Raw genomic sequence first — 21,171 nt, forward strand, 5'->3', positions numbered from 1 at the left:
CATCATGGCTCGCCCTTGGACTTCCATCCCGCCGGGGCCGCATGACATCCGTCTCGTCGTCTGCGACATGGATGGTTCCCTGCTGACGGATGACGGAAACGTGCCCGAGTCGTTCTGGCCCCTCCTCGAGGTGATGCAGTCACGCGGGATCGCGTTCGTGCCCGCGAGCGGACGCCAGTACGCCACCCTGAGTGAGGTGTTCTCGCGAGTGCCGGGCGACCTCACCTATGTCGCGGAGAACGGCAACCTCGTGGTGCAGGGTGGGAAGGTCTTGTCGTCGACGGCCATGGATGCCGCCACCGTGCAGCGGGTGATCGAGACAGTGCGGCACAGCGAGAAGAACCTCGGCCTTGTGGTGTGTGGCCTTGCCAGCGCCTACATCGACAACAGCGAACCGGCGTTCCTTGCCGAGGCCCAGAAGTACTATGCCCGCCTTGAGACCGTCGCAGACCTGATGGACGTCAGCGACGACGTGCTCAAGCTGGCTATCTGCGACTTCACGGATGCGGAGGACACCGCGGGCACGACCTTCCGCGAGCTCGCCGAGACCCACCAGGTGGTCGTCTCGGGCAAGCGTTGGGTCGACATCATGAACGATGGCGTCGACAAGGGTCGTGGTGTGCGAAAGCTGCAGGAAGCATCCGGGGTCACGCCGGCCCGGACGGTCGTCTTCGGCGACTACCTCAACGACCTGCAGATGCTGGATGCGGCGGACTGGTCGTTCGCGATGGCCAACGCGCACCCGACGGTGCGCGACAACGCCCGCTATCTCGCGCCCAGCAACCAGGAGCACGGCGTCGTCACGGCACTGGAGCACCTGCTCGGGATCTGAGCGGTCGGGCACAGATAGACTCCGATCGCTCCCATCCCGCGCCACCGAGTCGAAAGCAGGCCCTTGACGCCACGTCCCTCTCGCGCCCGAGGATGACCACCGCCGAGGCCGTCGGCATCATCGGCGAGCTCATGTCGTGGATCGGCGGCGTGGTTGGAATTCTCTGCCTCGCGGTCGCACTCCTGCTGCGCGTGGCCGGCGGCAAGCGCCAGCCCGTGCAGGTCACGGTGGTCGACGACCTCGAACAGCGCCTCGTCGCCATCTGGACCGTCGACGACCGCACCTACTCGCAGGCGCTCGACCCGAGCATCCGCCTCTCCGACTGGACTGTCACGGGATATGTCTCCCCGGCCCGCCCCGAGCGCGTGACGTTCCACAGGCGTTCACAGGCCGAGCGGATCTTCATGACGCTGGCGATGGTCATGCTGGCCACCGGCGTGGCCGGCTTCATCGTGTCGTTGGTCTCGCTGCTCTTCTGACGACCTCACGCCGACGAGGTGCGGATGCGCACCTCGCGCTCCATGCGCTTCTCATGACGGGCGCGGCCCTTGAGCGCTTCTGCTTCCCGGCTCTTGGGAGGGGCGTTCGTAACGAGGTCATCGAGCAGCCGTCGCGTGGTCTGCGCGATCTCGTCGATCGCCCGCTCGAACGCCTCGGCATTCGCGCGCGATGGGTGGGTCGACCCACTCACCTCTTGTCGAGCATGCGCCGAGCCGGTTCATCACGCCCGACGGGCTCAATGAACCGGAGCGATACACGATCGTCACGATCGATTGCTTTGCGGGCCGCACCATCGATGCCAAGCGTCGGCTGTTCGCCGAGCTCCGCGACCGACTCCACGAGGCAGCCGGAATCCCACCCGGCCATGTCACGGTGATCCTGCACGAGATCGACCCTCAGAACTGGGGAATGAGCACCGGAATACCCGCCGCAGACGCCGACCTCGGATTCGACATTCACGTCTGAGCTGCGGTCAAAGGTCGTTTCCAGAAGCACCCTGTGCCTGCGAACGCGTCGCCGAGCAGTTACAGACGCCGGGGCGTTGCTGATGCCAAGTCCGTTCAGCCCATAAGCCGGGCGCTAGTTGCAGCTGAACTGCATGGTGCCCGTTCCGAGGGCAGTGTCGGACCCGCTCCAGGGCTGTCCGGTGATGACATAGCCGTCGCCATCCTCGACGAGTGAGAACTCACCACCGAGGCTGCTGCCGATCGCGAGGAAGTCGTCCGTGGACTGGAACGGCCCGTCCGCACCGATGTCGATGCGGAACTCGCCATCCTCAAACGTCGCCGAGGTCATCACGGATGCCCCGCACGCCCACGAGAATTTGGAGCGCCTTCACCAGCTGGGCATCCGTCTCTCTGTGGACGACTTCGGCACCGGGCACGCCGGTTTCTCGTATCTCTCCGACTTTCCGATCGATGAGATCAAAATTGACCGTTCCTTCGTCAGCAAACTCGGCGTCTCCCCGGAAGCGACTGCGATCATCACAAGCTGCATCGAACTCGCCCACGCACTCGATGTCACAGTCGTCGCTGAGGGCGTCGAAACCCGTGAGCAACTCGCGGGTCTCACCGAACTCGGCTGCGACATTGCCCAGGGGTTCCACTACTCACGACCACTCAAAGCCGAAGCACTTGGCGGCTTCCTCAGCGTGTAAGTCGCTGCTCGTTCCGGACCTCGATACCACCGGGGCCGGTCTCCCTCAGTCGCTCACGCGTGCGGTACGACGACTGCACGGCCCGAGAGCTTGCCGTCGTGGAGGTCGTGGTAAGCCTGCAGCGCGTCATCCATTGAGTAACGGGTGACACTCGGGGTGATCTGGCCGGCGCGGTAGAGGGCAGCCACCTCGTGCAGTTCTTCGATGGTGCCCCAGTAGGTGTTGGTGAGTTCTGCCTCGTAGGGGTTCGAGTAGAAGTCCCACTGGGTGGGCGACCCGGCGACCCCAATGACGGTGATGCGCCCCTGGCGTCGCACGACCTTCTGCGCGAGCCCGATCGTCTGGGTCACCCCGACGAAGTCGAAGACCGCATCGACACCTTGCCCGCCGGTGAGCTCACGGATGCGCTCCACTTGGTCGTCGCCGCCCGGCACGGTCACCGCGCCTGCCTTCTCTGCCTCAGCCATCGCCTCCGGCTTCATGTCGGTCGCAATGACGGTCGCCCCGGTGAGCACGCGCAGGAGCTGGACCCCCAGCTGGCCGAGCCCGCCGAGCCCGATCACGAGGGCGGTCTTTCCACCGCCGGCAAGCTTCGGCAGCGACAATTTGATGGCGTGGTACGGGGTCAGGGCGGCATCGGCGAGCGGCGCGGCATCCACCGGGTCGGCATCGCCGAGTGGGACGAGGTTCCGCGCGGGCACCGTCATGTATTCGGCCATGCCGCCGTCGCGTCCCAGCCCGGTCGCGAGGTAGGGCTGGGTCTCTGCGTTGTAACAGTAGGTGTCCTGGCCGCGAGAGCAGGCGGGGCAGCGGCCACAGCCGATGGGGCCGTAGACCAGGTAGGCCTCCCCCTTCTCGAAGCCGGTCACACCTTCGCCAACCTCCTCGACCCAGCCGGAGTTCTCGTGGCCCAGCGTGTAGCTGGGGGCCAGCTGCTCCCCCATGCTCTCGTCGAACTGCTCGAAGATCGCGACGTCGGAGTGGCAGGCACCCGCGCCGGCAATCTTCAGCAGCACCTCGCCGGGGGCGGGCGTCGGGCGTTCAACTTCCTCGAGCGTGGGGAAGGTCTTCCACTGCGTGAAGCGCACGGCTTTCATCTGGTCCTCCTACCGGCAACGCCGCGGCACGTTCACGGCACCGAGAGACGACGCTGCACTCTTAGCGGATACTAACCACGCTGCATCCACGTTGACAGGGTCAGCGCGCAACAATGCGACTGCCCAACAGACGCCCAGCGTTCTCGATGGGGTCGACGCGCGTCATCTGACCGTCTCCTCGGGCTCGTGTTCATCGTCTTCGTGCTCCAAGGCCTCGAGGACCTCGAAGGACGATTCGACATCGCCGCGCCATGCTTCGATGCCTTCACGGATCGCGAGCACCGCGACGGCGAGGGCGGCCACGGAATCGGCCCACCACCAACCGAACAGGCTGTTCAGAGCGAGGCCGATGAAGACCGCTCCCGAGAGGTAGATGCAGAGGACGAGCTGCCGAGCGTCAGCCATGACGCTCTTCGAGTCCAGTTCGCGACCGGTGTGCATCTCGAACAAGGCGAGGAGGGGCATGACGACCAGACTGAGCGCTGTGATCCCGAGTCCGAAAGGACTATGTTCGGGCCCCTCCACCCGAACAAGGCTCAGGACAGCGTCGATCGAGACGTAGGCCGCGAGGGCGAAGAAGGCGATACCGATCGCCTTCACCGTAACTTTCTCCCAGCGCTCCGGTTCTTTGCGGGTGAACTGCCATGCGATCGCGGCCGCGGACAGCACTTCCACGATGGAGTCCAGGCCGAACCCGATCAGGGCGGCGGAGGACGCGACAGTACCGGCCCACATCGCAACGATGGCTTCGATGACGTTGTACGTGATCGTGAAAGCGACGATGAAGCGGACGCGACGATGCAGCGTGGAACGACGCTCAGTGGTCAGTGGCACGCTCATGCGGTCGCTCCCGTTCCGCAGCAGCCAGGGACGGTGCACGAGTCGTCGAGGCACGGGGCGTTCTCGTCGACGGCTAGAGTCACGTCGACGAGTGCGGTGAGCGCGGCCGCTAGGTGCGGATCCGCGATTTCATATCGCGTCTGCCGCCCCTCCGGTTCTGCCACCACGATTCCGCAATCGCGCAGACACGTTAGGTGATTAGAGACGTTCGACCGGGACAGTTCCAACGACCGCGAAAGCACGGCAGGGTAGCTTGGTCCGCCGAGCAGCGTCATCAGGATTCGGGAACGGGTCGGATCGGCCATCGCTCGACCGAGACGGTTCATTACGTCAATACGAGAAGCTATAGTCAGCATCCAATGACTATACAGCAGTCACTGATCAATGCCGGGGCTGGGAGAATGGGCAGCATGCGTACTGGGGTCGAATGGGTGGAACGACACCAGGTGGCGCTCTATCTCATCGCCCTTCTCATCGGTGCCGGTGTAGGACTTCTGATCCCCGGAGTCGCGCATCCGGCAGAGGGCGCTATCAACCGCCGTCGACACGAACTCCGAAACGACAAAATCCCTCCCGACAACTGCCGGAAGGGATTTCGCATGAAGTTTTTGGACCAGTTCTTAGAACGGCCCATTGGTGGGCTGTTCCAAGAACTCAAAGTCCGCCGGTATCGCGGGGCTCTTTCCCATGCGCGGAAGTCGTTTTCCTCCACACCCCTCCGGATTTTCCTCTTTTCGAGGAGCCCGGTCGGTCTCTCTTTGGAGCGCCCCCGCCCCTGGATGCGCTCAGCCCTGATGTGGCCAACCACGTTTACGATCGACAGGGGCAGAGATGCATCTCTTCGAGCCGCTGCAGACAGTGTCGAGAATCCGCTATCGCCGCGCTGTCCCAGGTACCCGGAAGGCGACGCGCTCATACGACCAAACCGAGGGCGCATACGTGCGGATGACGTGATCCTTCTCCGCAGCGCTGGCCGTGTAGAAGTGGTGCATCTTGCTGTCACTCCAGAACCGATAGACCTCGTTTGTGCCGGCCGAGGCCGATCCGCTCGGATACACGTAGTACGCAACACGCTCATAAGCCCACACGGCGTCGTCGTACGCACGGATCACATGATCGCGTTCAGACGCGCTAGCTGTGTAAAAGTGTCCGTTCAGAGTGCTACTCCAGAAACGATAAAGCGGCACCGTCCCAGGCTGTTGTGTCGTGAATGCTTGATAGGCGACCCGCTCGTATTTCCAGATATGCGAGGGATACGTCTTAATAATGTGATCGCGCTCCGCCGCGCTGGCGGTATAGAAGTGTCCTTGATGGGCGTCACTCCAGAACCTGAACACCGGCGTGGTCTTCGGAAGGGGTGCGGACGCGACTGCGGCGGTCGGAGCGCTTGTCTTCGTCACGCTGAGGTAGCCGAGCTTTGTCCCGGTCACCGCTACTGCTAGGGTCTTGCCCTTGTCCATTTCCACTGCGGTGTATGTCGCGGACTCGGCTCCGGCGATCTCGGTGCCGTTTCGCAACCATTGGTATGTGAGTGTCACTCCGGGGCTCCAGTTGCCCGGTGTGGCCGTGAGCGTGTCCCCCACCGTGGGAGTGACAGCCGAGAGGGTCGGAATGTCGGTGGATAACTCTCCGGCTGCGACTGCATCGGTCTCGGACGACGTTGAGGAGGCCTCATCGTATCCCGGGGCTGTCCCCGTCGCCGTGACACTGAGCTTCTTTCCGAGGTATTCCGGATCTATCTCGTAAGTGGAATCGGTGGCGTTGGGAATTTCCTCCCCGTTCGCAAGCCATTGATAGGTGATCGCGCTCGGGGTTGGGCTCCAATCGTGAGTCGTTGCGACCAATACTTGGCCCACCTGTGCAGTGGAGCCGATAGTGACAGTGCCAGTGGTGATGGTGCCGGCTGCCACGGATTCGGTTTCTGCAGACGTTGCACGCGCCGTGACGTGACCCTCCCTTTGGCCTGTGACTGCAAATGAGAGCTTCTTGCCCAGGTCTGTTGCACCTATTTTGTATGTCAGCTCGGTGGCGCCCGGGATCGGCTTGCCGTCTGCTAACCATTCGTATGCGGTCGTAGCGGGCGCCGGGGTCCATGCTGTAGTCGATGCGATGAGGGTTTCGCCGACTTGTGCGCGACCGGTCAAGGTCGGGTTGGTGGTGGTGAACCGCACTCCCGCGGTATATCCCGCCCATGATGGCGAGGTGTAACCGTTGGGGTACACAGTCGCGTCGAATTCGGGAAGGTAGTACATGGTCAGCCCGGTATCCCGACCACCCCATCCGTACAAGAACGATGCGCTCGGCGAAGTCGCCGGCTCGATGTAGGGCGGCGGCCCTAGCAAGGTCACTGACGTCAGAGGGTTGTTTCGGAAGGCGTATCTGTCGATGATGGTGACGGAATCAGGGATCACTACGGCCGCCAACGCATTGGACTCGAAAGCGTGTGGGTCAATGGTGGTCACCGAGTTTGGCATGACGATCGACGTCAAATCGTTGTTCGCGAATGCGTATTCGGCTACGTGAGTAATGGCGTCCGGAATCACCACCGACGTTAGGTGGTTACTCTCGAACGCCCTCTTGCCAATGCTGGAAACCGAATCCGGTATGACTACCGAGTCGAGAGCGTTGTATGCAAAAGCCTGGTCTGCGATGTCTACGACCGAATCTGGGATGGTCACGGATGTCAGATCGTTGCTTGAAAACGCCCCCTTGGGAATGGTCGTAACCGACGACGGGATGACGATCGACGTCAGATTATTAGTACTGAAGGCCCCGTCGCCGATGCTGGTTAAGGCATCCGGTAGGTCGACTGATAGTAGTTTGTTTCCGGAGAATGCGCCGCGACCGATACTGGTTACGGAAGCTGGGATGACCGCAGATGTCAGCGCGTTCGTAGCGAACGCGGAGTCGCCGACACTGGTCACGGAATCTGGGATAACCACCGACGTCAACTCGTTCGTATAAAACGCATACTGGCCGATGTGGCTTACCCGGTCAGGGATCGTTACGGACGTGAGCGCATTGTACGAGAACGCGTTCTCCCCAATGTAGGAAACGGTACTCGGGATGGCCACCGCGGTCAGTGAATTATGCTGGAATGTGCCCCCGTCGATCACTCCAATCGAGTCCGGAATGACGACAGACGTCAGAGCGTTCAACCTGAACGCTCCCCAGCCGAGGCTGGTCACCGACTCCGGGATGGTCACCGACGTCAGCGCATTCTCCGCGAATGCGTGCGGCTCGATGTTGGTGATAGTGGCCGGTATGGTAACCGCTGTCAGAGCGTTGCTGTGAAACGCACTATTCGCGATGGTGGTCAGCGAATTGGGGATGACCACCGAAGTCAGATCGTTCAGCGCGAAAGCGGAGCTGCCGAGCGTGGTTACCGAGTCGGGTATGACCACCGAGGTGAGCGCGTTATCTTCGAACGCGCCGCCGCCTATCGACGTCACTGAACTGGGTATTGACACCGATGTCAAGGCATTCGACTTGAACGCCCACGCGCCGATGCTGGTGACTGAATCAGGGATCGAAATTGACAACAACTCGTTGTCGCGGAACACCCAATCGCTAATAGTCGCAAGCGAATCAGGGATGTTCACAGAACTGAGCGAGTTGAATCCGAAGGCACCCTTCCCGACCGATGTCACAGATCTGGGTATATCCAGGGATGTCAAATCGTTGGCGTAGAAGGCCCAATCGCCAATGGTGGTGACCGAATCAGGGATCACTACCGAGGTCAATGCATTGTTCTGGAATGCTTGATAGCCGACGCTGGTGACCGAATCGGGGATGACCACCGATGTCAAAGCTTTGTCAACGAAGGCATGCGCAACAATCTCGGTTACAGCATAATTACCTGCCTGGCCTTCGACGTGCCTCGGAATGACGGGATCGGAACCACCAGCGGCAGGATCGAAGGAAATGAGCCTTGCACTACCGTCGCCGAATGCCCAGAAGCTCATCCCGTCCACGACCACGGTTTCTTGGAATGCGTGCGCTGGTGCGGCTATGACCAGACTCGCCGGGACCAGTAGTGCTATCGATAGCACTGATGCGAGTAGACGTTTTACCATCCGGAAGGCCCCTTAGCGCTCAGCTGTCACGGGCACGTACTCTTTGGCTACCGAAACTCTCGCGACCCTAGGCCAAGCTACAGACCGACGCACCTGCTCCGTCGAAGGTAGCGACCATAGCGGTCATACGGCAACCTTCGCTAGGTGTACTCGGTCATGAGGTTGGTGACACTCGGCTGATTGGGGGTTGGCTGCCGCAGGCGGTGTGTGCTCGATCGTAGTTGTAGTGGTCCAGCCATGGCGCCAGTGCTGCGGTGCGCTGCTCGTTGCTGTGGAATGGGTGCCGGTAGGCCCAGTTCTCCTGCAGGGTGCGGTTGAAGCGTTCTGCTTTGCCGTTCTGCCAGGGTGAGTATGGCCTGGTCAGGATGTGCTTGGCGTTTAGCGCCTTCAGGACGGCTTGGAAGTCGTTGGAGTTTCGGTAGTTGAGGGCGTTGTCGGTCATGACCGCTTTGAGCTGGACGTTGTGGTCGGCGAAGAACGCTGCCGCGTCGGCGAGGAACTCGGCGCAGGTGCTGCCCTTCTCGTCGGGGAGGATCTGGGCGAACGCGAGCCGGGAATGGTCATCAACGGCGACGTGGACATAGTCGAATCCGAGCTTCTTCGATCGGACCCGCCCGGTGTTGTGATTGATCGTGGCCGGGCCGCCCAGCCGCCATCCGCCTCCCTCGGGGATGCGGCCGAGTTTCTTCACGTCGATGTGGAGCAGATCCCCGGGATGGTCGCGTTCGTAACGCAGCTGGGTGCGGCGGGCGGCGCGGATGCGAATCCCGGTGACCGGATCCAACTCATGCAGTCGCGGCAACCCGGCCCGAGTAATGATTCGGGACGCGGTCGAGGGACTCACCCCGACCCGGCGGGCCAACTCGTCTCGACCCAACCGCTCCGCGCGGCGCAATTGCAATAGCCGAGCAGCAACATTCGGCGCGGTCGCTGCCGGGGAGCGGCCCGGGCGCGAGGAGCGATCCATCAGCCCCGCCAGCCCGGCTTGTCGATATCGGGCAACCCATCGGTGGGCGCACTGCCGCGAGACGCCGAGTTCCTTCGCGACATGCGACACCGGACGGCCCGAAAGGACTCGCTGGACAAGGATCAAACGGCCAGCCGGAGCCAGCCTCGCATTACGGTGGACCAAGAGAAGGCCTCCAGTTCTTGGGTGACGTTAGACACCACCCAGAATGGAGGCCTTCTCCTCATCTGTCAGTCACCAACGTGCTGACCGGGTACAGCTAGGTCCGTCTGTCACCCCAGTTCGGGGCTCACTCATATGTCCTGTGCTGGCCGAACCCCAACAACTGCAGCCTTGGCTCTGCCCCGTCTCTCGACAACCCGCCCTGCTTCACGGTTCGCGGCGTGGAGTAGACGTTCGCAGCGCCAAGCTCCACTGTCCCCACATGAGAGCCTCTCGGCACGCATGGACACTCCGAGTACTACGGCGGCAGAGACACCAGCGAACACGGCCGATATCGAGAAAGCAAGTAATTTTATGGTCTGCCACGGCTTCTTTTGTCATTGTCAAGGAGCGCCGGGAAGGCTTTCGCATGCGATGAGATCGCCGTCCTGATCGAGGCGCGCTATGTCTCCGTAATGGGGGATAGGTCCAGAACCATGCGTGCGCCTCCGCATAATTCGCGAAGTCGGCGCAGTTCTTAACATCGCCAGGGTTGCTCGGGACAGATGGTGCTGGCGTCGTTGGCGGAGGAGGCGGCGGTAGTGCGGGGAGCGGCGCTGCTGCCGGCACGCCGGTGGGAACCCTAAACCGCTCCGACTCATACAGCCAAATGTGCCTAGGGTAGGTTGCTCGCACGTGCGCCGCTTCCGTTGCGCTGGCGGTGTAGAAGTGATGCCGGTAGGTGTCGCTCCAGAACCGTGAGACCGCGTTGGTGGGGGTGACCGAAGTGTCCATCGGGTACACGTAGTAGGCAACGCGTTCGTACTTCCACACGTAGTCGTCATAAGCGTTGATGACGTAGTCACGCTCGGCCACGCTGGTGGTGTAGAAGTGGCCAGCGAACGCGTCACTCCAGAACCGGAACAACGGAACGGTCCCCGGCTGCCGCGTTGCGAACGCGCCGTACTTCGGACCTTCATACTTCCACACGTGGGTCGGGTAGGTCCGCATGATGTGGTCGCGCTCAGCCTGACTGATGGTGTAGAAGTGGCCCATGTGCTTGTCGCTCCAGAACCGGTAGACAGGAGCTGCAGGGCCTGCCACCGGCGGACTCGGCGTCCATCCGGGACCGACCACCTCAGGCAGCGTCACTAGGGCTGATCCGCACGACCCTGACAACAAGTTAGTGAGCGCACTCTGCTCGGCGGCGTCGATAGATAGCTGCCACCGATACTTCACCAGCACCCACTCGGTGGCGTACTGACAGTGAACGGCAGAAGCAGGCGGCAACCAGACGGCCGGGTCACGATCACCCTTCGATTGATTGACGTTGTCCGTAACCGCGACCAGCGACGGTCCGAAGTCTAGGTCGTTGGCGAAGGCTTGCCTCTGCTCTGCAGTCCAACCGTGCGCACCGGACTTCCACGCTTCTGACAGCAGTCCCTTTCAGCCAAGACATCGGTTTCCGTAACGGGGGTTGAGTCGTGCGATTTCCTGTCCGAGTACCTAACCATGGAGGCGGTCCGGCTCCTCTACCAAGACGGCCTCTGCTCCGACATAGCGGAGGCCGCCGTTCCCCCTCCCGCCACACAGCAGCCTGGCGGCGGGATTGCCTGGAACCAGGCCATCGGCTACGCCGGCACTATTCAGCGAGTCTGCGGGCCGCTTGCCGGAGGTGGCAACGACTACGATGACGTGTTCCTCAACCTCGGTCGCGACTATCCCGACCCCGCACGCTTCCAAATCGTGGTGTGGGACGTTGGATCTCTCGAGCCCATCGATGGCGGCAGGACGCTTTGCACCTCGGGAGTGATCACGCTCCACGAAGGCGTCGCGCAGATCGAGCTTTACGACCCAAGCGCGACCGAAATCTACTAGATGAGGGATCTGCTGCATGGCTAGGTGACAGATCAAGACGTCACCTGACCATGCAGCACCTCCCGTCCTCTATACGCGTCCAGTACCGTGACATCATGACGCTCGACTTGTCGTTCCTTGAGGTTTCCCTGTCGCCAGCCCGGAGCGTCCAGCGGCCGGTCAATGTGTACGACATCCTGCGTGAGGGGTGGCGGGAGACCCGTGTCGACATGACGCTGCAGTTCTTCCTTGACCCGACGGAACGCCATGGTCTCGGGTCACTCGTAATGGACGCACTCCTCCGCCTCCTCGACGGAGCACCGGGCATCGACGCGGGCGGTCACAGCAGCAAGAGGTTGATCGCAAAGGAAGCGGAAGGCTCTAACGCGTGGGAGATCGCCACGCAGGTCGATTTCATCGACGTGTATGCAGCAAACCCGGATCTGGGCATTGCGGTTGTGCTTGAGAACAAGATCGGCCATGTGCTCGATAACCCGCTAAGAAAGTATGCGGAGTACGCCCAGAACGACGGTTTCGACACGGTGATCGTGGCGGTACTCGCACCTGAGGCGCGGGAGCATTCCGACCCAGCACAGAGCGACTACCTGTCCCGAGCTGTCACCTACGCCGAGTTGAGCGCTGAGATCAAGCGGGCACCAGAGCTGGTCGAGTTCCTGATGAACCCCGGAGATACGGACCAGCGGCGCAGCCTCGACCTCCTACAACAGTTCATCGAAGCCCGACACGGGGAGAGAGAAATGACAGACCTTGAAGATGAAGTACAGCGGCTCGATGAGTGGCGGCACGTTCTAGACGAACACCGACTCGCGATCACCGCGTTCGAGGAAGCGCGCAGCAGCATCGGGCGTCTCATTCGCGATCGAAGGAAGCGCATCGAACCTCTGATCGCCGACCGTCTCGAAGCGCTGAGCCTGGAGACAGGATGGGAAGCGCACGGCGGCATCCGAGAAGAGACGTGGAATGCCTACCACTTTCCATCAGCAGACTGGACTGTCGAACTCAAGTTCTCAGCTGACCCGTCCCGCCCGATGATCTACGTTTACGACCGACGTGGACTCACCTACAAAGATTCGACCATCGAGCCGCTCGGCCTGAGTTGGACCGACAGCGACGCGGATATCTCCGACGCCTTCATTGAACGCGTTGTTCAGATTCTCAATCAGGTGAAAACCGGCACCCGTCTTGAACCCGGCAGTGAGACCCAGGCAACGACTCCATAGGGATTCGGAATGGGCATTACCGAAGATTCGCCCCGACGAAGCGAGCGAACTTGATCCATGCCTTGGCCAATAGGGCGAGGACGACCCCAAGCAACACCCACCACAGCCAGGGGTTGGAGGCCGCGGCGACTACAAATTGGTCCGGCATGGAGCTGATGGCACCCAGATGGCCTCACGACGCATCGGCAGTAGTTCGCTGATGTTCATGAGAGGTGCCACAGGGTGCATCCGGACGATGAACCAGCAGCCGGTGACACGGCTGCATCAGCGCTCGAAGACGATCCTGTTACTTCACCGCGCGCGCGAGGTGCGAGATCCGCGCCCACGGGAGGTGCTTGCGCAGTAGGCCGGGGCGCTTCCGCGCGTTTGGCTCGTTCCTAGCGGCGTCAGCGGCCGCCTGCACCACGGCAGGATCCTCGCCCAGAGCTTCTGCCATCCAGACGAATGCTGCCGGGCACAGCAGACGGTTGTAGGTCGTACGCGCGCTCGTGTTCGGCGCCTTGCGCGTGAATGCTCCTGAGCCGCGGCTGTCCTGACTATTGAACCAGCCGGTCATGTGCTCCTGCTGGCTTGACCACCACGCGCCCTTGAGCTGGGGCCGGTCCCGCTCGTAAGCGTCGGAGATTGGTAGGTGGGGCTCCAGCCGCCGCAGCACGCGAACAAAATCGTGGACGTGCATGTCGTCGCTGAGAAGTGTCTCTGCCATAGGCACCATTCTGCTCTGGGAAGCGGGTGCCGGAGTGCTCGTAGTTGGCGCCGACCATGGTTCCTGTGCTCGGAGCAGGCTCTCTTCTACCTACGTCATCTGTGCCGCGATATCGATGAGCCCAAATGGCTCGGTGCGCGTGCGAGGACGCGGCGCATGGCAGTATTGCTCCGGTGGAAGGACACCAGGATTCAGCCTCAGGTTGTTCCCTGTGGCAAATAGTCCAGGACTCGACTCGCGGCCCCATAGACCGGAGCTACCTAGTCAGCTTGGTTCGCGAGCGCTACCTGTTTCATGCGCTGCCACATGCACGAACCGTTGGCGAAAGATCTGTCCTGCCCAAACCATTCGCCTCCACTGTCGCTAGCGCAGTTTGGATGGACGCAACCGGAAGCCCCATAGCTCCGAGCAAAGCCAGTCGCACACCGACACTCACTTCCATCGGCCAGTATCTCTCTCGACTCACGCGTGTCGCCGCCGATCCCGAAAAGGGGCTGGACGCTCTCAGCACCTCGGCCGACTTCAGGGAGGCGGAAACGAGGCGGAAAACTGGTGGGTCGGGCGAAATTCGGAGGGCTTTCGAAGCGCACGCTTTCGAAGTGTTCGAAGCCACTCTCTCGGCTCAGGAACGCGAAGCTATACGGACGGTCCGGCGCCTCATCCACGAGAACGGTCCCGTCGCGGGATTGATCATCAAGCGCTTGAGCGACACTCCATAGTCAACACAATGAGACGGCCGAATGACGGCCCCGCTGCTCAGGCGGTCTCCTGGACCGTCACCGGCTTGGGACACGCGAAGGGACGGTCCAGATGTCATCGGTGACGCGGTCGCGGTCGCGGTATGCGACGATCACGCGTGCGCCACCCTGCGGCTCGCCGTCGACCGGTGCGCGACGCTCCAAGGGCCTTCGTTCACGGCGTGGTCTCGGTCAGGGCGGTATCGAGTACGGCGCGCTCAGCAACGGGGTCGTACCCCTCCCAGCCGTGTCCGCGATGTCACTTCTCGCCGCGTGAACATGGGCTATGAGAGAGCCGCGTCCTCCGGTGCGCCCGGTGTCGTTCCCAGAGCGGCGAGTAGGCGGGCCCGGATTCGCTGCTTGCGTTGCTCGAAGAACGACGCGAAGTCCGCCAAGTCAAGCGGAAGCCCGTCGAGGTCGTTCTCGGTGAGGTACGTGGCGCGCTTGTCCTCGCTCGGGAAGGCAGTGTCGATCCACTCCGCAGGCAGGCCGTCCTGCTTCTCGATGTTGGCGGTCCCAGCGAGCAGTTGGAGGTTCGGCAGGAGGTTCACGGCCGCGAGGTAGTCGTCGAGGCTGTCGAGGGGAATCCCGGCGTCGACGAGCTTCTTCTTGGTGAACCGGGACTTGGGGAAGATGTGATCTTCATGGAACTTCTTGCTCAGGTCCAGTCCCGGGTACAGCACCGAGAGAACGGAGAACGTTCGCTGGCCGGCGTACTTGAGGTTGAGCAGCTCGTCGATCTCTGCGTTGTCGAACGCGAGGCTCTTGCCAACGGCCGCCATCGCCTCCTCGACCGAAGCGACCGGAAAGCCGTTCATTGAGTTGGTGCGGAGGACATCGCGGATGCGGGTGAGAAGAGTGTCGAGCCCAGAACCCCAGATGCCGCGCTTGACCAGCGAGCGGGTCACCCATCGTTGAAGGGCGAGCCTGTCGGCAGCGTCCGCGGTGGAATCGAGGTAGGAGTCGCCCGCACCCCGCAAGTGCAGGTAATGCGCGACCGGGACGATCACACTGTTCGCGGTGAGGTTGCGCTCGTTGTACCCGAACTGCTGAAGCAGCGTCGCAGCACGCAGCAACGCACCCTTGATCTGCGGCCAGGCTGCCTCCACCTTGGCCATGTTGCCTTGGGTGAAGTTGGTGACCTTGAACCGCACATCCACGTCCGCGATCGTCAGTGCGGTCTTCAGCACCACGTCCTTGGAGAACGAGAACTGGCGGCCGGCGTTGCTGTTGATCTCGGAGACCAGCGAGCGGACTTCCTCACGGGCGTCCAGTTCTTGCCACTGGTTCGTGGCCATCGACAGCAGCAGATCGGAGTACGAGAGCGTGGTGCCGCCGCTGTTGACGCGGACAAAGATTTCGAGCACCTTGTCTGCGTCCTGATCAGTGACCAGGAAGTAGTTCATCGGCTTGAGAACCCGCACCGCCTCGTACAAGTCATAGAGCCGCTGGAACGCGTCAGCCGATCCGGCGATACCCCGTTGCTCCAGCTCTCGCATGATCGCAGGGCCGGCATTGGCGAGATCGAGGACCGCGCCTACCCGGAACCACTTGTCTGCCTCGCCACCCGCCGGGGATGCCTCCCGGTCGGTGAGAAACCGCAGGTCGTACTTGGTGCCGAGTTCCTCGTCGTCGGGCTCGTCGACGAGGTTGAGGTAGAGGCGCTTGACGGGGAACGCGTCCGCGCTGTTCCACCAGGCGTACTTCTTCTTCTCCGCAAAGCTGCCGTACAGCGCGATGTTCAGCGAGGTGAGCCGCTGCTGCCCATCGAGAACTGCCGTCGTGCCGCTCCCGGAAGGAACCGTCGCCTTGTCGGCGTAGGGATTGTCGCGCTCGTGGTAGTTAGTCAGGAACTCGTAGAACGTGTACGACTGCGCCGTCTCGGGTTTCACGTCCCACAACAGGAACGACCCGACCGGGTATCCACGCATGAGGCTATCGACGAGCTTGGTGATCTGATCGGCGCCCCAGACGAACTCGCGCTGGATCGCGGGCATCAGGTACTCGCGCTTGTGGATAGCGGTCAGCATCTCCTCGATGCTGCGCGGGGACTGGAAGGACATGCGGTTTCTCTCGGTCAGGCGGGCATTTGGTCAGGCGATGGCATCGTCATCAACGGCCACCACGGTGTCGTAGAGGCCGTAGCGACGCAGACCCTTGTGGGACTCGATGCCGGTGTAGGACAGGGACGAGTCTTCGTAGCGACGGAAGGCGAAGACGGCCTGGTTCATGTGGGTGGCGTTGAAGACGCCGAGGTTCACGAGGAGATGGAAGTCCTCGACGGTCAGTCCGGTGACGGTGCGGAACAGGCCCGGTTCGAGTTTGGTGATGACATCCTGGAGGGTGTTCTCGCGGAAGTCGGTCAGGTACATGAACGCTGGGATTCGGGTGGCGAACTTGACCAGCTTCTCCTGAATCTGCTTCCGTTTGGACTTGTACTCCTTCTCCTCCGCCGTGAGCTCCTTCTTCTCCGCTGGCGTGATGTCCTCGCCCTTCTCCTTCTTCGCCTTCTTCACGGCGTCGCTCTTGTTCACGACGGTCTCGAAGATGTCGTTGCCGAGTGCGCGGAAGCCTTCGATGTTCATGACGGCGTTGAGGGCGTCGGGATTGTTCATGATCTTGCGCAGGGTGTCGTTGTCGACGTTGACGAGGATCGCGGACTCCCACTTGCGGGCCAGGAGGGTCGCCGAGGTCCCGGACATGGCGATGTCGAGGATGCCGCCGGCATCGACCTGGGTCATATTCGACCCGTCGTAGGCCAACACCGGCAGGAACTTCACGAGCTCCTCGACCGCCTGCTCCGGGTTCGGCGTCTCCGGCGACAGGCCCGCACCGTAGTCAGCGATCTGACGCAGCGCGCGAGTTGGTGCGAAGTCGAACACGAAGCACACCGGCTTGAGGACAGCTTCGGCGCTCGGGTTGTCTCCGTCGGGATTCTTGATCGACCACGGCGACTGCACACGGAACGCGGCCTGGAAGTAGGTCTCAGGTGAGTTCAGGTTGCGCAGCATCAGGATCGAGGACCACTGCTTGACGGTGACCCCCGTGGTGAGCTTGCCGCACGACAGCGTGATCGTCTTCGTGTCGTGGCCGTCACTGATCGCAGCCCGCACCGGTGGGAGGGCATCCAGTCCAATGCCCGCGCCAGTGCCTGCGACGACGAGAACCTTGTAGTCGTGCCAGAACACATTCTGCTTCTCCGCGAGCAGGTTCGCCATCGCTTGGCATGCCGCAACGTTGGGCAGGAACCAGAACGAGTGCTGGAGGTACGGCAGGAGCCGGACATCAGAGTATGGGAAGGGCGGGCGGGTGCCCATCCGCATCGCGTCGACCTGGGTGGGCAGGTGAGCACCGCGGATGAGATCGAGCCACTTCTGCACGTCGGTCTTGTGCGTGAACTCAGCGTCCCCGCCGACGCCCTTCGCCTCGAAGAACTCATTGAGGTCGAACTCGTCGAACTCGCCCTGATTCGCGACCGCGATGAGCTCGTCAGGCATCTGGTACGTGAACAGGCGCATCTCCGGGAGTGCACCGTACGGGTTCCACGCGTCCGGATGCGCGACGGCGTACTCGGCCTTGGCCCGCTGCTCGTCGGTGTAGGTCCAGTTGAAGATTTGCTCCTCGATGAACTCGCCCGTTGCCAGCGCCTTGAACGGTGTGCCCGACAGGTACAGGTAGGCGCGGGTGGTGATCGGCAGGAAGTCGTCCTCGTCGTTGCCAAGCTCGTCGAGCTCCTCGTCGAAGGCCACGAGACCGTCGTTGTACTCGGCGGCCAGTTCCTTCTGCTTGACCTTCTCGTCCTCGCCCTCGAACAGCTCTTTAGCGGACTCTCGCCAAGCGCCGAAGTGGTACTCGTCGAAGATCACGAGGTCCCAGTTGGTGGTGTGGACCCACTCGTTCTTCGCTTTGATGAGCCCGGTCTTCCGGTCGCGCCCGAGCAGGTCCTGGAACGAGCCGAAGTACACCAGCGGTCTCGTCTTGTCCGCGTCGTCCGGGCTACCCCCGGTGGCCGAGGAGAGGTACTGCCAGCCGTCGAAGTCGGCGTGAGACTCCAGGTCGGCCTGCCAGGCATCTTCCACCGCAGGCTTGAAGGTGACCACGAGGATGCGTCTCGCGCCGAGCCGCTTCGCGAGCTGGTAGGAGGCGAAGGTCTTCCCGAAGCGCATCTTGGCGTTCCAGAGGAACCGTGGTACCGCCTGGGAATCCTCTGCCCATATCGACTTGAAGTAGCCCTCGGCCTTATCGACGGCACTGGCCTGCTCCGGACGCATCGGGAACGTCTCGTGGTGCGTGCCGCTGAGCTTGACGCCGGTGCGAAGCTCGGTGATCGCCGTACGCACATCCTCCGGGGTGCAGCGCATCCACTCTCGCGCCGAGCCGAAGATCGGGTTCGCGAAGCCCTTGTCGATCAGCCGCTGGCGCACATCCGAGTCGCGAAAGATCGACCCGTCGCCGCGTTCGGCGAGCTCGTCGACGTGGAGCGTGTAGGCCTGCTGCATCTGGCCCTGAGACTCGCGGATGCGCGCATTCACATCCGTCTTCGTTGTCTGCCCGACCTTGAGAAGTCCTGCATATCCTGCTGGTGGATCGTTCGGCGACCACGCATAGATGCGCAGCCTCGCTTCGGGTCTCTCTGGGAGAAGCTCGTCGATGTCTCTACTCATCGCTATCGTCGGCCCCGTCCTCGTCGAAGAGGGTGTCGTCGTGGGCAGCGACCTGGGACTCGATGAACGCGATCTCGTCGTCGGTCAGTCCGTAGCGCTCGTACAGGAGAGCATCTGTCCAGTCCCGATCGAGAGGAACATCTGGGACAAAAGCGTACACATCCCGAGTAGCGTGCTGAGTGGACTTACGGAGCGACACAAGGAAGCGGACAAAGCGGGTGCGCAGGTACGCGGCGTACCGCGTCGCTTCCTCCTCAGCGTCAAACCTTCCAGCGACAAGATACGTTTCCGTGCAAGCTGTGCCGGGGCCAGCAATGATCGGTTTGGAGAGGAACTTCGTCTCGACCGCAGCGCTCGTGCCCTGCACAGCGGTCATCAGGACCTTCCACTGATCGATCCACCCGTCACTCAGCGGAACCTCACTTCGGGCGACCCAAGTGATCTTGCGAGAACCGAACAGCTGTACCGGGTCCTTCAAACCGCTGGCGGTTGGCTTGCCATGAAAGAAGGTGCGTAGACCGAATGGCTTGCCTGTAGACACGCGAGTGTCGAGCGTTGGCTCGTGCTTCGCGCGGACCTTCTCTAGGATTGGAACAGCTTCGTTGCGTCGAACCAAGACATCGTAGGCATCGAGGAACCGGGTCGCCTTCTCGCCCACCGGCTGCCCGTCCCACATCGTCTGGATCGTGCAAGGGCCGTCGTGTTCGCGGTCCCAGAGGAAGTATGAGACCCCGCCTCTGATCTTCACGCCTGGGAAGGCCTCGTAGAGCTTTGGGTAGTCGACGATGTCGTGCATGCGGTGATCGGACAGCATCTTCTTGCGGTACTCATCGAGGCCCTTGCCTCCCGCAAACCAGCGAGACGGAGTGACAAAGACTGCGAAGCGTGGGTCGAGCCCCAGCGCCTTCTCTACGAACATCTGGTAAATCGGTGCAGCGGAGGTGCCGTAGCCGCCGTCGCTGAGCTGGTACGGCGGGTTGCCGATAATGACGTCGAACTGCATGTTGTCTCCGAACAGCTCGGCGATCCGAGCCTTGATGTCGTCGGTATGGATAAAGGCGTAGGCGTGAGTCTCAAGATCGTCACCACGTGCGTAGTCATCCTCGCCCGCTCCGCAGTAGATGCACTTGCGGTTGGTATAGACGATGACTTCTTCGCTGGTCAGCGGATCGGATCGGAACTCTCGTTTCCCGCCACCCCAGGTGTGCTCGGTGCGCTCGAACCAGATATTGCCGTCCTCGGTCGTGAATGACTTGGCGATCGAGTGCGTGCCGTTGGCGAACTTCGAGCAGTAGACGCTCCGGCGCGCAAGCAGCGCAGTGAGCTGGGTGATCCCGATGCCGAACACCTGATGGGTGAGGATGTGATCGACGCGTTGGTCGAGGTCGGGGATTGCCAGGATCAGTCCGTCGGTGAGCCGACGGACGATCTCGCGGAGGAACACGCCGGACTTGGTGAACGGATCGAGGAACGTGACATCGGGGTTAGCCCAGATGTTCGCGCCGTCGTTGGCGTCTGCCCACGCGGCGGCAAGCGTGTCGAGCATCTGGTTCGCGAACTCGGGCGGGGTGAAGACCTCATCGTTCGAGAGGTTTGCGATGCAGGTCAGGACATCCGGGTTGTGCCCTCGTAGGGTGAATGGTGCAAGGGTCATACGGCTGCCTCGGCGATCTGGCGGACGGTCATCGTCGGATAGGTCTGCGCGGGAACGAACAGGTCGTCGTCGTCGAGTTCGCCGAACAGGGTTCCCTCGTACGAGGCGCGCTGAGTGAGGTCGTCGTAGCGAAAGTCGCGCCTCTGGAACTTCCCCTTGCCGAGGTAGCCCCACTCAGGAAAGGTAATCGGTTGACCGCTTGGCACGGTCATGGTCAAGGCATCGCCCTGCACGATGTTCACGGCTAGGACCGCGCGTGCCGCTTGCGCCCACTGGTCATCGTTGCCGATACCCAAGAACGTGTTGAACACCTCGGCGAGATTGTGGCGGCACTCTTCGGCGTTGTCTGCGAGAAGTTCGATACCGTAGGTGCACATCAGCGCGAACAATGCGTAGTGGCGCTTCTCGAACTCGCTCTTGCCGTGCCGAAGCTCGACCGTGGCGAGCTTGCGAGCCAGGACGGGGATGAGGAAGTTTCCAGAGCCGCAGGCGGGTTCGAGCACGCGGGAGTCGATCCGCTCAGACTCGTGCTTAACGAGGTCGAGCATGTCCTCGACCATCCACGCCGGCGTGAACACCTCGCCGTGGTCCGCAACGCGTTGCTTGGACTTCACCAAGCGCTGGGCGTCTTTCAGGTTCATCTTCCCCCCTCCCCGGGCTCGTCGTTGTCATGAGCGTAGGAGCGACCACGGACACCGGGAT

20 protein-coding genes are annotated in these 21,171 nt (G+C 62.1%); 6 read left to right on the top strand and 14 right to left on the bottom strand.

Features of this window, described 5'->3' with window-relative positions:
• The first annotated feature begins 4 nt into the window (after positions 1 to 4).
• Both ACIQK7_RS12930 and ACIQK7_RS12935 read left to right on the top strand, forming a co-directional pair.
• Complete coding sequence (locus tag ACIQK7_RS12930) at positions 5 to 832, top strand: Cof-type HAD-IIB family hydrolase (RefSeq protein WP_403025547.1); 828 nt, start codon at positions 5 to 7, stop codon at positions 830 to 832.
• 92 nt (positions 833 to 924) lie between these two features.
• The gene (locus tag ACIQK7_RS12935; RefSeq protein ID WP_403025549.1) at positions 925 to 1,311 is read left to right on the top strand and encodes a hypothetical protein; all 387 of its coding nucleotides are present in this window, start codon (positions 925 to 927) and stop codon (positions 1,309 to 1,311) included.
• 5 nt (positions 1,312 to 1,316) lie between these two features.
• Here the strand turns inward: ACIQK7_RS12935 and ACIQK7_RS12940 are convergent, their stop codons facing one another.
• A complete protein-coding gene (locus ACIQK7_RS12940) occupies positions 1,317 to 1,523 on the bottom strand; it encodes a DUF2277 domain-containing protein (protein ID WP_403025551.1) in 207 nt (68 codons plus the stop codon).
• Here ACIQK7_RS12940 and ACIQK7_RS12945 point away from each other — a divergent pair.
• Positions 1,502 to 1,798, top strand: a complete 297-nt coding sequence (locus ACIQK7_RS12945; RefSeq protein WP_403025554.1) for a tautomerase family protein — start codon at positions 1,502 to 1,504, stop codon at positions 1,796 to 1,798. The two genes, ACIQK7_RS12940 and ACIQK7_RS12945, sit on opposite strands and share 22 nt — an antisense overlap.
• A gap of 114 nt (positions 1,799 to 1,912) precedes the next feature.
• On the opposite strand, the gene ACIQK7_RS12950 is transcribed toward ACIQK7_RS12945, so the two are convergent.
• The gene (locus tag ACIQK7_RS12950; RefSeq protein ID WP_403025556.1) at positions 1,913 to 2,128 is read right to left on the bottom strand and encodes a hypothetical protein; all 216 of its coding nucleotides are present in this window, start codon (positions 2,126 to 2,128) and stop codon (positions 1,913 to 1,915) included.
• 28 nt (positions 2,129 to 2,156) lie between these two features.
• Here ACIQK7_RS12950 and ACIQK7_RS12955 point away from each other — a divergent pair, with 28 nt between their 5' ends.
• The gene (locus ACIQK7_RS12955) at positions 2,157 to 2,489 is read left to right on the top strand and encodes an EAL domain-containing protein (protein WP_403025557.1); all 333 of its coding nucleotides are present in this window, start codon (positions 2,157 to 2,159) and stop codon (positions 2,487 to 2,489) included.
• 53 nt (positions 2,490 to 2,542) lie between these two features.
• Here the strand turns inward: ACIQK7_RS12955 and ACIQK7_RS12960 are convergent, their stop codons facing one another.
• The 6 genes from ACIQK7_RS12960 to ACIQK7_RS12985 all read right to left on the bottom strand — a co-directional run bounded on the left by ACIQK7_RS12960 (position 2,543) and on the right by ACIQK7_RS12985 (position 10,855).
• Entirely contained in the window at positions 2,543 to 3,586 is a 1,044-nt protein-coding gene (locus ACIQK7_RS12960) for an alcohol dehydrogenase catalytic domain-containing protein (protein ID WP_403025559.1), read from the bottom strand.
• 162 nt (positions 3,587 to 3,748) lie between these two features.
• On the bottom strand, positions 3,749 to 4,426 hold the full coding sequence (locus ACIQK7_RS12965; RefSeq protein ID WP_403025561.1) for a cation transporter: 678 nt from the start codon (positions 4,424 to 4,426) through the stop codon (positions 3,749 to 3,751).
• A complete protein-coding gene (locus tag ACIQK7_RS12970) occupies positions 4,423 to 4,782 on the bottom strand; it encodes an ArsR/SmtB family transcription factor (protein WP_403025564.1) in 360 nt (119 codons plus the stop codon). Before ACIQK7_RS12970 ends, ACIQK7_RS12965 begins: the two co-directional genes overlap by 4 nt.
• Before the next feature lie 516 nt (positions 4,783 to 5,298).
• Entirely contained in the window at positions 5,299 to 8,391 is a 3,093-nt protein-coding gene (locus ACIQK7_RS12975; RefSeq protein WP_403025721.1) for a leucine-rich repeat protein, read from the bottom strand.
• 265 nt (positions 8,392 to 8,656) lie between these two features.
• Entirely contained in the window at positions 8,657 to 9,634 is a 978-nt protein-coding gene (locus ACIQK7_RS12980; protein ID WP_403025566.1) for an IS481 family transposase, read from the bottom strand.
• A 204-nt stretch (positions 9,635 to 9,838) separates the two neighbouring features.
• Complete coding sequence (locus ACIQK7_RS12985) at positions 9,839 to 10,855, bottom strand: hypothetical protein (protein ID WP_403025569.1); 1,017 nt, start codon at positions 10,853 to 10,855, stop codon at positions 9,839 to 9,841.
• Positions 10,856 to 11,122: 267 nt separating this feature from the next.
• Between ACIQK7_RS12985 and ACIQK7_RS12990 the strand changes: the two genes are divergently transcribed.
• Positions 11,123 to 11,488, top strand: a complete 366-nt coding sequence (locus ACIQK7_RS12990) for a hypothetical protein (RefSeq protein ID WP_403025572.1) — start codon at positions 11,123 to 11,125, stop codon at positions 11,486 to 11,488.
• A 95-nt stretch (positions 11,489 to 11,583) separates the two neighbouring features.
• Positions 11,584 to 12,708 (top strand): PD-(D/E)XK nuclease family protein, encoded by a 1,125-nt coding sequence (locus ACIQK7_RS12995; RefSeq protein WP_403025574.1) that lies wholly within the window; start codon positions 11,584 to 11,586, stop codon positions 12,706 to 12,708.
• Between the two features lie 286 nt (positions 12,709 to 12,994).
• Here the strand turns inward: ACIQK7_RS12995 and ACIQK7_RS13000 are convergent, their stop codons facing one another.
• From ACIQK7_RS13000 to ACIQK7_RS13025, 6 genes are all read right to left on the bottom strand, one after another.
• Positions 12,995 to 13,414, bottom strand: coding sequence for a hypothetical protein (locus ACIQK7_RS13000; protein ID WP_403025576.1), 420 nt, complete (start codon positions 13,412 to 13,414; stop codon positions 12,995 to 12,997).
• Positions 13,415 to 14,190: 776 nt separating this feature from the next.
• Complete coding sequence (locus tag ACIQK7_RS13005; RefSeq protein WP_403025578.1) at positions 14,191 to 14,316, bottom strand: hypothetical protein; 126 nt, start codon at positions 14,314 to 14,316, stop codon at positions 14,191 to 14,193.
• 119 nt (positions 14,317 to 14,435) lie between these two features.
• The gene (locus tag ACIQK7_RS13010) at positions 14,436 to 16,214 is read right to left on the bottom strand and encodes a DUF262 domain-containing protein (RefSeq protein WP_403025581.1); all 1,779 of its coding nucleotides are present in this window, start codon (positions 16,212 to 16,214) and stop codon (positions 14,436 to 14,438) included.
• Positions 16,215 to 16,244: 30 nt separating this feature from the next.
• A complete protein-coding gene (locus ACIQK7_RS13015; protein WP_403025584.1) occupies positions 16,245 to 18,815 on the bottom strand; it encodes a DEAD/DEAH box helicase family protein in 2,571 nt (856 codons plus the stop codon).
• Positions 18,808 to 20,469 (bottom strand): Eco57I restriction-modification methylase domain-containing protein, encoded by a 1,662-nt coding sequence (locus tag ACIQK7_RS13020; protein ID WP_403025588.1) that lies wholly within the window; start codon positions 20,467 to 20,469, stop codon positions 18,808 to 18,810. The genes ACIQK7_RS13015 and ACIQK7_RS13020 overlap by 8 nt, the downstream gene beginning before the upstream one ends.
• A complete protein-coding gene (locus tag ACIQK7_RS13025) occupies positions 20,466 to 21,110 on the bottom strand; it encodes an N-6 DNA methylase (RefSeq protein ID WP_403025591.1) in 645 nt (214 codons plus the stop codon). Before ACIQK7_RS13025 ends, ACIQK7_RS13020 begins: the two co-directional genes overlap by 4 nt.
• Between the last annotated feature and the right edge of the window lie 61 nt (positions 21,111 to 21,171).

It is taken from the genome of Salinibacterium sp. GXW1014 (assembly GCF_044769865.1).
Lineage (GTDB): Bacteria > Actinomycetota > Actinomycetes > Actinomycetales > Microbacteriaceae > Homoserinimonas.

Excerpts from the sequence above, each read along its gene's own strand:
- ACIQK7_RS13010 (WP_403025581.1), bottom strand. The coding sequence starts at position 16,214 with ATGTCCTTCCAGTCCCCGCGCAGCATCGAGGAGATGCTGACCGCTATC.
- ACIQK7_RS13000 (WP_403025576.1), bottom strand. The coding sequence starts at position 13,414 with ATGGCAGAGACACTTCTCAGCGACGACATGCACGTCCACGATTTTGTT.
- ACIQK7_RS12990 (WP_403025572.1), top strand. The coding sequence starts at position 11,123 with ATGGAGGCGGTCCGGCTCCTCTACCAAGACGGCCTCTGCTCCGACATA.
- ACIQK7_RS12975 (WP_403025721.1), bottom strand. The coding sequence starts at position 8,391 with ATGAGCTTCTGGGCATTCGGCGACGGTAGTGCAAGGCTCATTTCCTTC.
- ACIQK7_RS12935 (WP_403025549.1), top strand. The coding sequence starts at position 925 with ATGACCACCGCCGAGGCCGTCGGCATCATCGGCGAGCTCATGTCGTGG.
- ACIQK7_RS12930 (WP_403025547.1), top strand. The coding sequence starts at position 5 with ATGGCTCGCCCTTGGACTTCCATCCCGCCGGGGCCGCATGACATCCGT.
- ACIQK7_RS12995 (WP_403025574.1), top strand. The coding sequence starts at position 11,584 with ATGACGCTCGACTTGTCGTTCCTTGAGGTTTCCCTGTCGCCAGCCCGG.
- ACIQK7_RS12950 (WP_403025556.1), bottom strand. The coding sequence starts at position 2,128 with ATGACCTCGGCGACGTTTGAGGATGGCGAGTTCCGCATCGACATCGGT.
- ACIQK7_RS12965 (WP_403025561.1), bottom strand. The coding sequence starts at position 4,426 with ATGAGCGTGCCACTGACCACTGAGCGTCGTTCCACGCTGCATCGTCGC.
- ACIQK7_RS12945 (WP_403025554.1), top strand. The coding sequence starts at position 1,502 with ATGGGTGGGTCGACCCACTCACCTCTTGTCGAGCATGCGCCGAGCCGG.
- ACIQK7_RS13025 (WP_403025591.1), bottom strand. The coding sequence starts at position 21,110 with ATGAACCTGAAAGACGCCCAGCGCTTGGTGAAGTCCAAGCAACGCGTT.
- ACIQK7_RS12970 (WP_403025564.1), bottom strand. The coding sequence starts at position 4,782 with ATGCTGACTATAGCTTCTCGTATTGACGTAATGAACCGTCTCGGTCGA.
- ACIQK7_RS12960 (WP_403025559.1), bottom strand. The coding sequence starts at position 3,586 with ATGAAAGCCGTGCGCTTCACGCAGTGGAAGACCTTCCCCACGCTCGAG.
- ACIQK7_RS13020 (WP_403025588.1), bottom strand. The coding sequence starts at position 20,469 with ATGACCCTTGCACCATTCACCCTACGAGGGCACAACCCGGATGTCCTG.
- ACIQK7_RS13015 (WP_403025584.1), bottom strand. The coding sequence starts at position 18,815 with ATGAGTAGAGACATCGACGAGCTTCTCCCAGAGAGACCCGAAGCGAGG.